The sequence below is a fragment of the Dellaglioa sp. CoH-56-MRSF-12 genome, from assembly GCF_056782075.1.
Genome location: NZ_JBXAYD010000002.1, coordinates 118,851 through 132,359, shown reverse-complemented (window position 1 = coordinate 132,359; position 13,509 = coordinate 118,851). Strand labels below are relative to the sequence as shown.

The 13,509-nt window shown below is 34.2% G+C and carries 10 protein-coding genes; 1 reads left to right on the top strand and 9 read right to left on the bottom strand.

The genetic code is table 11. The features are described from left to right. Positions 1 to 9: 9 nt before the first annotated feature. The gene (parC, locus tag AC1RPY_RS02430; RefSeq protein WP_481761409.1) at positions 10 to 2,442 is read right to left on the bottom strand and encodes a DNA topoisomerase IV subunit A; all 2,433 of its coding nucleotides are present in this window, start codon (positions 2,440 to 2,442) and stop codon (positions 10 to 12) included. 24 nt (positions 2,443 to 2,466) lie between these two features. Further along, the gene (parE, locus tag AC1RPY_RS02425; protein WP_481761323.1) at positions 2,467 to 4,485 is read right to left on the bottom strand and encodes a DNA topoisomerase IV subunit B; all 2,019 of its coding nucleotides are present in this window, start codon (positions 4,483 to 4,485) and stop codon (positions 2,467 to 2,469) included. Positions 4,486 to 4,665: 180 nt separating this feature from the next. Between parE and plsY the strand changes: the two genes are divergently transcribed. Next, a complete protein-coding gene (gene plsY / locus AC1RPY_RS02420) occupies positions 4,666 to 5,289 on the top strand; it encodes a glycerol-3-phosphate 1-O-acyltransferase PlsY (RefSeq protein WP_481761324.1) in 624 nt (207 codons plus the stop codon). A gap of 20 nt (positions 5,290 to 5,309) precedes the next feature. Here plsY and AC1RPY_RS02415 read toward each other — a convergent pair whose 3' ends face one another. The 7 genes from AC1RPY_RS02415 to AC1RPY_RS02385 all read right to left on the bottom strand — a co-directional run bounded on the left by AC1RPY_RS02415 (position 5,310) and on the right by AC1RPY_RS02385 (position 13,509). Beyond that, positions 5,310 to 6,191, bottom strand: a complete 882-nt coding sequence (locus AC1RPY_RS02415) for an aldose 1-epimerase family protein (protein WP_481761325.1) — start codon at positions 6,189 to 6,191, stop codon at positions 5,310 to 5,312. 16 nt (positions 6,192 to 6,207) lie between these two features. Then, complete coding sequence (gene hslU, locus AC1RPY_RS02410) at positions 6,208 to 7,617, bottom strand: ATP-dependent protease ATPase subunit HslU (protein WP_409022533.1); 1,410 nt, start codon at positions 7,615 to 7,617, stop codon at positions 6,208 to 6,210. Between the two features lie 15 nt (positions 7,618 to 7,632). Next, positions 7,633 to 8,178 carry an HslVU peptidase proteolytic subunit gene (gene hslV, locus AC1RPY_RS02405; protein WP_409022532.1) on the bottom strand — a complete coding sequence of 182 codons (546 nt, stop codon included), beginning with the start codon at positions 8,176 to 8,178 and terminating at the stop codon, positions 7,633 to 7,635. Positions 8,179 to 8,292: 114 nt separating this feature from the next. Next, positions 8,293 to 9,600 carry an FADH(2)-oxidizing methylenetetrahydrofolate--tRNA-(uracil(54)-C(5))-methyltransferase TrmFO gene (gene trmFO, locus AC1RPY_RS02400; protein WP_481761326.1) on the bottom strand — a complete coding sequence of 436 codons (1,308 nt, stop codon included), beginning with the start codon at positions 9,598 to 9,600 and terminating at the stop codon, positions 8,293 to 8,295. Between the two features lie 29 nt (positions 9,601 to 9,629). Continuing rightward, on the bottom strand, positions 9,630 to 11,726 hold the full coding sequence (gene topA / locus AC1RPY_RS02395) for a type I DNA topoisomerase (RefSeq protein ID WP_481761327.1): 2,097 nt from the start codon (positions 11,724 to 11,726) through the stop codon (positions 9,630 to 9,632). Between the two features lie 95 nt (positions 11,727 to 11,821). After that, positions 11,822 to 12,691, bottom strand: coding sequence for a DNA-processing protein DprA (dprA, locus tag AC1RPY_RS02390; protein WP_481761328.1), 870 nt, complete (start codon positions 12,689 to 12,691; stop codon positions 11,822 to 11,824). Between the two features lie 50 nt (positions 12,692 to 12,741). Next, positions 12,742 to 13,509, bottom strand: coding sequence for a ribonuclease HII (locus AC1RPY_RS02385; RefSeq protein WP_481761329.1), 768 nt, complete (start codon positions 13,507 to 13,509; stop codon positions 12,742 to 12,744).

The following is a 13,509-nucleotide window of genomic DNA, read 5'->3' as shown; positions in this document are numbered from 1 at the left end:
ATTTAATTATTAATTAATCTCATTTAAATTATTAGGTATTCCTAATTGTTCTGTATCAATAACAAATGAACCATTTGAATATCTATCAGATAGCGGATATGACATTGGTTCGATAATAAATTCATTGCCACTTTCAGTAAGGGCATTTAAATTCACATCTTTAGTAATGAGTTTCATGCCAACGACTCTATGAGGTTCCTTCTTAAGCTCTCTAAGAACAAGAACGCCACGTTTCGCCCTACTTGTCGAGCTCACTTCTGATACAGCCATACGCTTAAATGAACCGCGCTGTGTTAATAATCCAATCTGACTATGTTCAGTTACTAAACAAGTAGCGGCAACATAATCATCCTTCTTAAGATTCATCGCGATTACACCAGCTGCTTTAGATCCGACAACAGGAACTTCTTCGAGAGGATACTTTAATCCATACCCATCATGTGAAGCACTAAAAATGAATAACGAGTCATCCGTTTCTTTCAAGTATGAAATCAAGATAACATCATCGTTAGCTTCCTTCAATTTCATGAATTTACTTGCATGACCTTTATAAGTTCGTCCGGGTTGTAAGTCGGAAACCAGTGTTTGTTTAATGAATCCATTTTTAGTTGCAAAAACAAATTTACCAGGGACATTCACTTTTTTGAAAGAAAATGCTTTAATTAAATATTCATCAGTATCTAATCCAATAGTTTGTGAAATATGTTCCCCAGTATCTTTCCACTTTGCCTCAGTTATTTCATGAATTGGACGGTAAATCATATTTCCCTTATTTGTAAACATAAATAGATGATCTAATGTGTTAACAGATTCATTAAATACAATTTGATCTTCGTTTTTCAAACCATTCTCATTTACTCCTGAGGCGTTAAATGACCGTAATGAGCTACGTTTGAGATAACCATCACGGCTAACTAATACTTGAACATCTTCGGGAGTTACTAAAACTGCTGTTTCAATCTTAATGTCTTCAATATGTTCTTGAATTTCAGTTAGTCGAGGTGTGGCATATTCTTTAGATACTTGTTTAAGCTCTTTTTTCACAACATCAGATAACTTACTAGGATCTGCCAATATTGCTTTGTAATCAATAATTTTTGCAGCAAGCTCTGCATTTTCTTTTTCAAGCGCAGTCACATCTGTATTAGACAAGCGGTACAGTTGTAATGAAACAATTGCTTCAGCTTGTTTTTCTGTGAAATCGAACAGATCCATTAAGCTTAATTTAGCACTCTTTTTATCTTTACTTGCACGGATTGCTTTAATTACTTTATCTAAAATTGATAAAGCTTTAATTAACCCTTCAACGATATGTTGACGAGACTCAGCCTTTTTTAAATCAAATTCAGTTCTTTTTTTCGTAACACTTAATTGATACTCTAAGTACGAAGATAAGAATTTTTTTAAGCCAACTAACTCAGGTCGTTGATGGTTAATTGCAACCATATTGAAATTATACGAAATTTGTAAATCAGTATTTTTAAATAAATAATTTAAAATACCTTGTGCATTGACGTTGCGTTTTAATTCAATTGCAATTTGTAGTCCTTCACGATCACTTTCATCTCGAACTTCAGCAATCCCATCAACTTTTTTTAATAAGCGAATTTCATCCATCTTTTTAACAAGAACAGCTTTATTCACTTCGTATGGAATTTCTGAAATAATAATTTGTGTTTTACCACCCTTTAGTTCTTGAATCTCAGTTCTAGAACGAACGACTACTTTACCACGCCCCGTTTTATAAGCACTCTGGATGCCGGATAGTCCTTGTAAAATACCACCGGTTGGAAAATCGGGGCCCTTAACGAATGACATTAATTTATCTAAAGTCGCATTTGGATGACCAATTAAATAAACAACGGCATCAACAACCTCGCTTAAATTATGAGGTGGAATTTCAGTTGCATACCCAGCTGAAATTCCCGTTGCACCATTTACTAACAAATTAGGAAATCTTGCTGGTAAAACAGTTGGTTCATACTCCGTATCATCAAAATTCAATACGAAATCAACCGTTTCTTTTTCAATATCACGTAGCATTTCAGTCGCAATTTTACTTGTACGAGCTTCTGTGTAACGCATTGCGGCAGGAGAATCACCATCCATTGACCCATTATTTCCGTGCATTTCAATTAATGGTGTTCGTAATTTCCAGTTTTGACTCATACGGACCATAGCTTCGTAAATTGAGCTATCTCCATGAGGATGAAAATTACCCATAACATTTCCGACAGATTTAGCAGATTTTCTAAACCCTTTATCATATGTGTTACCATCTTGATTCATTGCGTATAAAATACGACGTTGAACAGGTTTTAGGCCATCACGTATATCAGGTAAAGCACGTTCTTGAATAATATATTTAGAATAACGACCAAATCGTTCACCCATAACATCTTCTAAGGTCAGCTCTTGAATTTTTGATGTATCTTTTTCTATAGCCAAATTAATAATCCTCCTTCCTTAGTCAGTCGTTGTTTGATCTTCAAATAATGTTAAATCTTCTTCATTTTTTAAATCAGTAACTTGTTTACTTGATACCTTATCAAGGATACTACCGTCCTCTTCAAGTGAAAATTGAACATTTTCTTCAATCCAATTTCGACGAGGTTCTACCTTGTCGCCCATTAAGGTTGTCACTCTTTTTTCAGCAAGTGCAGGATCATCAATTCGAATTCTAACTAAAGTTCTTGTCATTGGATCCATAGTTGTTTCCCATAATTGATCTGCATTCATTTCGCCCAGACCTTTAAATCGTTGTAGGTTGTAACCACGTCCAATTTTTGTTGTTGCTTTATCAAGCTCTTCATCGGTCCAAGCATAGATACTCTCTATTTTTTTACCCGTTCCTTTTTGAATTTTATATAAAGGTGGTAAAGCAATATAGATTTTCCCAGCATCAATTAGTGGACGCATATATTTATAGAAAAATGTCAATAATAAGGTTTGGATGTGCGCACCATCAGTATCAGCATCAGTCATGATAATAATTTTATCGTAGTTACTGTCTTCGAGCTTAAATTCAGCACCAACACCTGCGCCAACTGTATAAATCATTGTATTAATTTCTTCATTTTTTAAAATATCTTGTAATTTTGCCTTTTCAGTATTCAATACCTTACCACGTAAAGGTAGAATGGCTTGGAATTTGCGTTCACGACCTTGTTTAGCTGAACCACCGGCAGAATCACCTTCGACTAAAAACAACTCATTTTTCTTAGCGTTTTTCGATTGTGCAGGTGTTAATTTCCCAGATAATAAGCGATCATTTTTCTTTTTCTTTTTCCCATTTCTTGAATCATCACGAGCCTTACGAGCTGCTTCTCGAGCCTCTCTAGCTTTAATTGATTTTCTAACAAGTTCTTGTGCAAACTCACCATTTTCCATCAAATAAAACCCAAGTTTTTCACTCAGAACGCTATCGACGATAGATCTTGCTTCGGGTGTACCTAATTTACCCTTCGTTTGTCCTTCGAATTGCAATAACTCTTCAGGTATTCGCACTGAAATGACTCCTGAAAGGCCCTCTCGAACATCACTACCTTCTAAATTACGATCTTTATCTTTTAAAAGACCTAATTTTCTGGCATATTCGTTAAATGCTTTTGTCCAAGCAGACTTCATTCCTGCTTCATGTGTACCACCATCTTTTGTCCGAACGTTATTAACAAAGGACATTAAGTTTTCTGAGTAGCCATCATTATATTGTGCTGCAACTTCTACTTCAATTTTATCTTTAATGCCATCAAAATACATCACTTCGCCAAGTGTATCTTTGTCTTCGTTTAAATAAGCAACGAATTCTTTAATACCTTCTTCAAAATGATAGATATCTTGTTTATCAGTTCTTTCATCTGTTAAAACAATTTTGACACCACGTAATAAAAAGGCAGACTCTTTTAATCTTTCAGCTAAAATATCATACTTATAAATTGTAGTTGAAAAAATACTTTCATCGGGTTTAAAAGTTACTGTTGTTCCATTTGCTCGTTTAGTTGCACCTAATTTTTTTAAAGTCCCAACTGGATGCCCACCATTTTTAAACTTTTCTTCATAACGAATACCATCACGAACGGTATCAACTGTTAATGATGAAGATAATGCGTTAACGACACTTGCGCCAACGCCATGTAGTCCACCAGACGTTTTATATCCGCCTTGGCCAAATTTTCCACCAGCATGTAAGACAGTGAAGATAACTTCAACAGTTGGTATTCCTGATGCATGCATACCAATAGGCATACCACGACCATAATCTACAACAGTAATACTGTTATCACTGTGGATTGTAACGTCGATTTGTGAACCATATCCTGACAAGGCTTCATCAACTGCGTTATCAACAATCTCGTAGACAAGATGATGTAATCCCTTGCCATCTGTCGACCCAATATACATACCAGGTCGTTTTCTAACTGCTTCTAGTCCTTCAAGAACTTGAATTGAATCATCATTGTATTTTGTTTTATTTTGATTAGTCATTCAGTTAAACGCCCCTTACTCTGTATTCCTACAGTAACGTTACTATAATAACCTATTCTTTTTTAAAATGTAAAGAGAAATCCGAATAGATGTTCTATTTTATAAAAAATTTTGGTGTCTTCTTAAAAGAATGTTAAAATACTACTTATTGGATTTACTGGCTGAAAGGAGTGAATTATCATGGGTACAATCATATTAATGTTGATTATCGCTTATATTTTAGGATCAATTCCATCAGGGGTTTGGATTGGAAAATATTTTTATCAAAAGGATATCAGAAATTTTGGTAGTGGTAATGTTGGTACAACTAATACTTATCGAGTTCTTGGACCAAAAGCAGGGACTGTTGTCTTAGTGATGGATATATCAAAAGGAATTATAGCTGCAAGCCTCCCTTATATGTTTGGGGTCGCATCAACCGTTAGTCCTTTACTAATTGGTGTAGGTGCAGTAGCTGGACATACATTCTCAATATTTACTGGATTTAAAGGTGGTAAGGCAGTTGCTACTGGTGCGGGTATTTTATTACCGTATAATCCGCTATTTTTTCTTATCGCTTGTACCATGTTTATTTCTTTAATACTTTTAACGAGTATGGTAAGTGTTGCAAGTGTCATTGGATTTATTGGTATTACGATAACAGCGATATTATTTCAAGATTGGTTATTAACTAGTATTGCAGGTATTTTGACTATATTTGTTATTTATAAACATAGAGACAACATAAAACGTATTTTAAATGGTACTGAGAGTATGGTACCTTTTGGTCTTGGATTATATTTACGAAATAAAAAAAATCGATGATTATTTCATCGATTTTTTTTTTAAAATACTGTGATTTCATACGAACCTTCGAACGATTTATTTTTTTCTAACGTATAAATATTACTTTTATCTGATAAATTACCAGTAGATTCAATATTATCAGCTACTCCCCACCATGGTTCAATACAAACAAATGGTGAATTTTCAGGATATTTCGACCAGATACCAACGTAATCTGCACCATTTAATGTCACGGAAACACCATGATCATCTTCAGGTGTTGAAAGTAAGATAGTCGTTTCTAGTTGTTTCAATTCGTAAATTAAGGCATCATTTTTGAATGTTTCGCGAGATAACTTAATAGGTTCGTTGAACTTAACTGATTTTGCATTTTCGATATCGCTAAAAGGTCCAACTAGTGGAATTTGACGTCTTTCAACATTTGGTGCCACTTCAATTTGATAATTTTCTAGATTTAAATAAGCATTTTTAAGTGGTACGTTAAATGCTGGGTGTCCTCCGATAGAAAATAACAAAGGATTTTCATCGGGGTTATAAACATCGTAAATTACTTTTATTTGATGATTAGTTAAAATGTAATGTAATCTCAATCTAAAATTAAACGGATACTTTGAGATTGTTTCTGGGGATGAACCTAATTCCAGAACAACTGATGTTTTACTTTTAGAAACCACTGTAAAAAGCATGTCACGGGCAAAGCCATGTTGACCCATTTTATATGTTTTATGATCATACGCATATTCATCATTTTTTAAACGCCCAACAAATGGAAACAATACTGGGGCATGTCTACCCCAGTATTGTTTATCTGCTTGCCAAATATATTCAATAGATGTGTCATTTCCGGTAATACTGATTAATTCAGCACCTTGTTCAGCAATTTTGACTGTGATGAAATCATTTTTAAGTTCAACTGTCATTTTAGTTCACCCTATCCTATAAAATATAACGACTAAGATCTTTATCAGCAACGATGTTACCAATTTTGTCTTCAACATAACTTTCAGTAATTGTTATGTCACCCATTTGCATATCTGGACCCTCAAATAGTAAATCTTCAAGTAATTTTTCAAGAATTGTATGCAGTCTGCGTGCACCAATATTTTCAGTATCGTGGTTAACGTTGTAAGCAATTTCAGATATTTTCTCAATTGCTTCAATTGTAAATGTCACATTAATATTATCAGTGCCAATTAAAGCAATATATTGTTTAATTAAGGCATTATGAGGTTCTGTAAGAATTTTAACAAAATCTGCTTGGCTCAAATCATCTAATTCAACTCGAATTGGGAAACGACCTTGAAGTTCAGCAATTAAATCGCTAGGTTTACTTTCATGAAAAGCACCTGATGCAATAAACAAGATATGATCAGTATTAATAACACCATATTTAGTTGAAATTTGAGAGCCTTCAACAATTGGTAAAATATCACGTTGTACGCCTTCTCTAGAAACTTCACCACTATTTTTTTGAGATTTTGAAGTAATTTTATCAATTTCATCAATAAAAATAATTCCAGTGTTTTCAGCACGTTCAATTGCAGCTTGATTGATATCTGCTACATTAACTAATTTTTTTGATTCTTCACGAATTAAAATTTTACGGGCTTCTGCTACGGTTAACGTTCTTTCTACTTGGCGTGTTGGTGTTAATGCACTTAAGGTATCTCCTAAGTCGATGCCCATTTGTCCCATCATGCCATTCATACCAGAAGGCTGTTTAGGTTCATCAACTTTAATTGTCACTTCGTTATTTTCTAATAAACCACGACTTAGTTGTTCCGATACAGATAGTCGTTCATTTCTAATGTCGTCAGTGACCTCCTCTTCATCTTTTGCATCTAATCCGGCAGGTATTTGACCTTTTTGAATTTGAGACATCATTTGCATAAGATTAACATTCTCGGCTTTTTTTTGTTTTTTAATACCTGGAACTAGAAGTTTTACAAGTCGTTTATCAGCCATACGTTCAGCTGCGCCTGAAACACGGCCATATTGAGCATCTTCTTCTAATTTAATTGACACGTCAACCAAGTCACGTACCATTGATTCAACATCACGTCCAGCGTAACCAACTTCAGTGAATTTTGTTGCTTCAACTTTAATAAATGGTGCTTCAAGCATTGTTGCCAAACGACGAGCAATTTCAGTTTTACCTACACCAGTTGGCCCAATCATCATTAAATTTTTAGGTGTAACATCTTTTTGCATTGATTCAGAAAGTTGCATCCGACGATATCTATTACGTAATGCAACAGCAATGGCCTTTTTTGCATCATTTTGACCGATAACGTATTGATCTAGTTCTGTAACAATCTGTTTTGGTGTTTTATCACTTATAGTCATAAATTTACCCGCTTTCTATAATTCTTCTGAGATGACATGATGGTTAGTAAAAATATCAATATCACCGGCAATATTAATTGATGCCTCAGCAATTTCTTTAGCTGACATATCAGTTGTATGATGCTTAAGTGCCTTTGCAGCAGACAAAGCAAAATTTCCGCCAGATCCGATTGCTAAAATGTCATCGTCAGGTTCAATTACTTCTCCACTACCAGAAACTAATAACATTTCATTACTGTTCATTACAATCAAAAGTGCTTCTAATTTTTGTAAGGATTGTTCACTACGCCAATCCTGAGCTAATTCAACTGCTGCACGTTGTAAATTACCACTAAATTCATTTAATTTTTTTTCAAATCGTTCTTCAAGATTAAATGCGTCGGCAACGCTACCAGCGAAACCAACAACTACTTGATCGTTATATATGCGACGAACTTTTCTAGCAGTCCCCTTCATAATAACTTTTTCACCCATTGTGACTTGGCCATCACCGGCCATTGCACAGTGACCATTATGCTTAACGGCACAAATTGTTGTTGCATGAAATGAAACAGTTGCCATAATAAACTCCTCCATGTTACTCATTTATTGTATAAAAAAACTTCATTGAACGCTACTACTGTAGCACAACAATGAAGTATAACTCAATTATTTTATCAGATATTTCATAAATATTTAAAGACTTGGTTTAACAATTGCTAAATGCTCTAGAGCACGATTTGCAACCGCTTGATTTTTTTCTTGTTTATCTCGAATTTTTGTGCCTAATTTAGGGATAATACCAAAGTTAGCATTCATCGGCTGAAAATGTTTACCACTGGCATGTGTTATATAATGGGCCATAGCTCCCATCACAGTTGTTTTAGGAAGTACGACTAGCTCTTCTCCTAAAACAAGATGTGCGGCATTGATCCCTGCTAATAATCCACTTGCAGCACTTTCTACATAGCCTTCAACACCTGTCATTTGACCAGCAAAAAATAAATCATTTCTAAATTTAGACTGATATGTTGGTTCCAGTGTATCAGGAGAACGCATAAATGTATTACGATGCATAACACCATAACGAACAAATTCAACATTTTCTAAACCTGGAATTAGTGAGAAAACATTCTTTTGTTCGCCCCATTTAAGATGCGTTTGGAAACCAACAATATTGTATAAGTCACCGACTGCATTGTCTTGACGCAATTGGACAACGGCAAAAGGTGTTCTACCAGTCTTAGGGTCTTCTAATCCAACTGGTTTTAAAGGGCCAAATAACATTGTTTTAGCGCCTCTTCTAGCCATTTCTTCAATTGGCATACAACCTTCGAAAAATTTTTCATCTTCAAAATCATGCATTTCAGCAGTTTCGGCCCCTATTAGTGCCTTATAAAAGGTTATAAATTCCTCTTTAGTCATTGGACAATTAAGGTATGCAGCATCACCTTTATCATATCGTGATTTTAAGTAGATTTTATCCATATTTAATGATGATTTTTCTAAAATTGGTGCAGCTGCATCATAAAAATAAAGTCCCTCACTACCATTTAATTGTTTAATTGATTCTGCTAAACCTGATGATGTTAAAGGACCTGTCGCAACAATTGTTGGACCTTTTGGTAGTTCAGTTAACTCTTCATTGATAACCGTAATATTTTCATGATTTTTAACTAAATCAGTTATCTCACCAGAAAATTTATCACGGTCAACGGCTAGCGCACCGCCAGCCGGAATTGCATTATGGTCAGCTGACTTCATAATAACTGAATCTAACTGTCTCATCTCTTCCTTCAAAAGACCAACGGCATTCGTAATTTGATTAGCTCTTAAAGAATTCGTACAAACTAGTTCAGCAAAATTCTCAGTATGATGCGCTGGTGTCATTTTGATAGGGCGCATCTCGTATAAATTAACATGAACTCCTCGCTTGGCAATCTGCCATGCAGCTTCACTACCGGCAAGACCAGCACCGATTACATTAACGCTAGTATTTTCCATTATATAATCCCCCTGCTAGTTAGATTCAATTATTTTTGAACCGCTTCTTCATAGTCACAATTACTACATTTGACTTGTTTTCCACCTTTTACTTTTTTCTCAATTAAATAATGTTGACATTTTGGACATTCGCGACCAATAGGTTTATCCCATGATACGAATTCACAATCTGGGTATCTTGAGCAACCATAGAATAAACGATTTCGTTTAGATTTACGTTCAATTACTTCCCCTTGCTGACACAATGGACAAGTTACACCAATTTCTTTAACGATTGCTTTTGTATTACGACAATCTGGAAAACGCGTACATGCAAAAAATTTACCATATCGGCCCATCTTAATAACCATCGGTGACCCACAAATTTCACAATTAAATCCAGCTGGTTCATCTTTAATTTGAACTTTCTCAATTGTTTCTTGGGCATGTTCAACATTTTTTGAAAATGGTTTATAAAAATCATCAACAACTTTAACCCAATTTTCGTCTCCGACTTCAATGTTATCAAGACCTTTTTCTAATTCAGCAGTAAATTTAACATTCACAATATCACTAAAATAAGCTTCAATCATATCATCTACAATTTCACCCAGTTCAGTTGGTTCAAAACGCTTAGCAATTAATTTCACATAATATCGACGTTGAATAGTATCCAAGGTTGGTGCATACGTTGATGGACGTCCAACACCATTTTCTTCAAGTGTTTTAATTAAATTTGCTTCAGTGAATCTAGCAGGTGGCTGAGTAAAATGTTGGTTAGGCTGATTTTTAGCTAACTTAACATGATCGCCAACTTTTAAATCCGGTAAAATATTATCAGTCTTTTTGTTATCCTCATAAATTTTTGTATAACCTGCAAACTTAGTCTTTGACCCAGAAGTATGATAAGTAACGCCATTTTGTTCAATAGATACAGACATTGTATCCATTACAGCTGGTGTCATTTGACTGGCAACAAATCGCGACCAAATTAATTTATATAACTTCATTTGATCATTACTTAAATAATCCTTCATTGAAGCAGGTGTACGTAAAACAGAGGAAGGTCTAATTGCTTCATGTGCGTCCTGTGCACCTTCTTGTAATTTACCTTTGCGTGGCTTAATAGCTGCATAATCTTCACCATACTTTTCGTGTAAAAATTGAGCAGTTTCATGTTTGGCAGTCGTAGATACACGAGTCGAGTCGGTACGCATGTAAGTGATTAAACCAACAGTACCCTGTTTTCCGAGATGAATTCCTTCATATAATTGTTGTGCAACCATCATCGTTTTTCTTGTACGAAAGTTTAATTTTCTATTAGCATCTTGTTGCATTGTACTTGTAGTAAATGGTAAAGCTGGAAATCTTTTACGTTCTTTTTTTGTGACAGCGGTGATATCAAAATCTTGTTTTGTATCAATTAATGCCATTACTTTTTTAACATCTTCATTATCATGAAGTGCTTTTTTCTTTCCCTTAATACCATAAAAAGCTGCATCAAATTTCTCTTTACCTTTTTTAAATTCAGAATCAATAGTCCAGTATTCCTCTGGTATAAATGCACGAATTTCTTTTTCTCTATCAATAATTAAATTCAAAGCAATAGACTGAACTCGACCAGCACTTAAGCCTTTTTTTATTTTAGCCCATAATAAAGGACTAATTGAATAACCAACTAATCTATCTAAAATACGGCGAGCTTGTTGTGCATCAACTAAATTCATATCAATTGATCTAGGATCATTAAAAGCATTTTTAACTGCATCTTTTGTAATTTCATTAAAAACAACACGATTTTTGTCCGTGATATCTAAATCTAAAATATGAGATAAATGCCATGCAATTGCCTCGCCTTCACGATCAGGATCGGCTGCTAGATAAACATTTTTAGCTTTTTTAGCTTCTTTTTTTAAACTTTTAATAACATCGCCTTTACCACGAATTGAAATGTAATGAGGATCATAGTTGTTTTCAACGTCAACTCCCATTTTACTTCGTGGTAAATCTCTAATATGTCCAAGACTAGCGACAACATGGTAGTTGCTGCCTAGGTATTTTTCAATTGTTTTAGCCTTAGAAGGTGATTCAACAATAACTAGATTTTTTTTTGCCGGCGTTCTCTTTTTCTTTTTGGTTACTGGCATAATTGAACTCCTTCGTAGTATTTATATTGTAAGCAATAACATTTTTAAAATCGTTAGTAATCTTAAAGCATATTAGAGAGACTTGTCAAGCGTAACTAGTTTTCATAGAACTCTGCAAGTATCTGTTCACCGTTAATAATCGGCATTGCACCGGCTATTATTAGTTCATTACACCCAAGTGAAAGAGGACTAATAATTGATCCGGGTACAGCTAGTACTGTGCGATTTTCTTGCAATGCTAAATTGGCAGTTATAAGACTACCACTATGGTGTTTAGCCTCTGTAACTAATAAGCATTCACAAAGGCCTGCAATAATTCGATTTCTTTCAGGGAAATGATTACGTTGTGGTCCTGTATTCAGTCCGTACTCAGATAATAAAAGTCCCTTTTTGCTAATTTCAATTTGTAAATCTTCATTAATTTTTGGATAATAAATATTTAAACCTGTCCCAATAACAGCAATTGTATCTGCTCCGTTAGCTATTGTAAATTGGTGTGCCAAGGTATCAACGCCGGCTGCTAATCCGCTTAAAATTACCTTATCATTTTGGATACTATTTGGTAATAATAATCGTATTACTTCTATTGAGTAGTCAGTTCTTTGCCGAGCACCAACAACAGCAAGTGATTGTCGATTTAATAATTGCGTATTTCCTCGCATAAAAAGAACAATTGGTGGTCGATAGCATTCTTTTAGTCGATACGGATAGTCCTCATCAATAATAGTCACAATTGTTGAATGTAACTTATTGGTAATAACCTCATTTTTCAATGAAATACTAGTGTAAGCTTTACTGAAACTAGCTATTTTTTTACTATTTAAATTTAAAATGGATTTAATTACATCTAGAGTTAAATCAGTACAACTTGGATTCTGTTGTAACCAATCAAAAATTTTATTTTCGCCAATATACGTTATTTCAGAACATAGTCTAAGTTTAATTAAAGTGTCTCTTATTGTCATTGTTTCTCCTTATTAGTCATTAATACTAATAAGGTACGCAATTTATTTCATTATTTTTTTAGAATAGATTTAATTGGTTCAAATGTTCGACGATGAATTGGAGTGACTCCTAATTTGCTAAGTCCTGCTAAATGTTTTTTAGTTCCATATCCATCATTATGATTGAAATCGTATCCTGGATATAATTCATTGTAAAAGTTCATGAGATGATCTCGGTAAACCTTAGCAACGATACTAGCAGCAGCAATACTAGCACTTTTAGAATCGCCTTTAATGAAACTTTCCTGCGGAATATCGCTATCAATCGTCATAGCATCAATCAATAATTGTTGTGGTTTCACGTCCAATGAATTAACAGCTTCTAACATAGCAATTCTTGATGCTTGATATATATTAACTTCATCAATTGTTTGATTATTTATCACAGATATACCAACTGAAACAGCTGTAGCTAATATTTCAACGTATAATGCTTCACGCATAGATGCAGATAATTTTTTCGAATCATTCACGTCAATTAGATTGAAATTATGAGGTAAAATAACTGCTGCACTAACAACTGGACCAGCTAACGGTCCTCTTCCAACCTCATCAATACCAGCGATGTAAGGAATACCATTCTGCCATAGGTCTCTTTCTATTACTAACCTACGATTAAATAATTCTTGGTGTTCAACTAGTTTTTTTTGTCTATTATTATATTGGATTAAAAGCTTAATAACTCCTTTGCGAGAGTCTTTAGCTATTTCTTGCATAAAATTATCCGATGGATTATTCAATAAATGTTCTTTTACTTGAGAAATTGTAAATTTGGTCAC

What these genes read in the sequence shown, in the direction of transcription:
- parE (WP_481761323.1), bottom strand. Translation starts at nt 4,485, where the DNA reads ATGACTAATCAAAATAAAACAAAATACAATGATGATTCAATTCAAGTT.
- plsY (WP_481761324.1), top strand. Translation starts at nt 4,666, where the DNA reads ATGGGTACAATCATATTAATGTTGATTATCGCTTATATTTTAGGATCA.
- AC1RPY_RS02415 (WP_481761325.1), bottom strand. Translation starts at nt 6,191, where the DNA reads ATGACAGTTGAACTTAAAAATGATTTCATCACAGTCAAAATTGCTGAA.
- hslU (WP_409022533.1), bottom strand. Translation starts at nt 7,617, where the DNA reads ATGACTATAAGTGATAAAACACCAAAACAGATTGTTACAGAACTAGAT.
- hslV (WP_409022532.1), bottom strand. Translation starts at nt 8,178, where the DNA reads ATGGCAACTGTTTCATTTCATGCAACAACAATTTGTGCCGTTAAGCAT.
- trmFO (WP_481761326.1), bottom strand. Translation starts at nt 9,600, where the DNA reads ATGGAAAATACTAGCGTTAATGTAATCGGTGCTGGTCTTGCCGGTAGT.
- topA (WP_481761327.1), bottom strand. Translation starts at nt 11,726, where the DNA reads ATGCCAGTAACCAAAAAGAAAAAGAGAACGCCGGCAAAAAAAAATCTA.
- dprA (WP_481761328.1), bottom strand. Translation starts at nt 12,691, where the DNA reads ATGACAATAAGAGACACTTTAATTAAACTTAGACTATGTTCTGAAATA.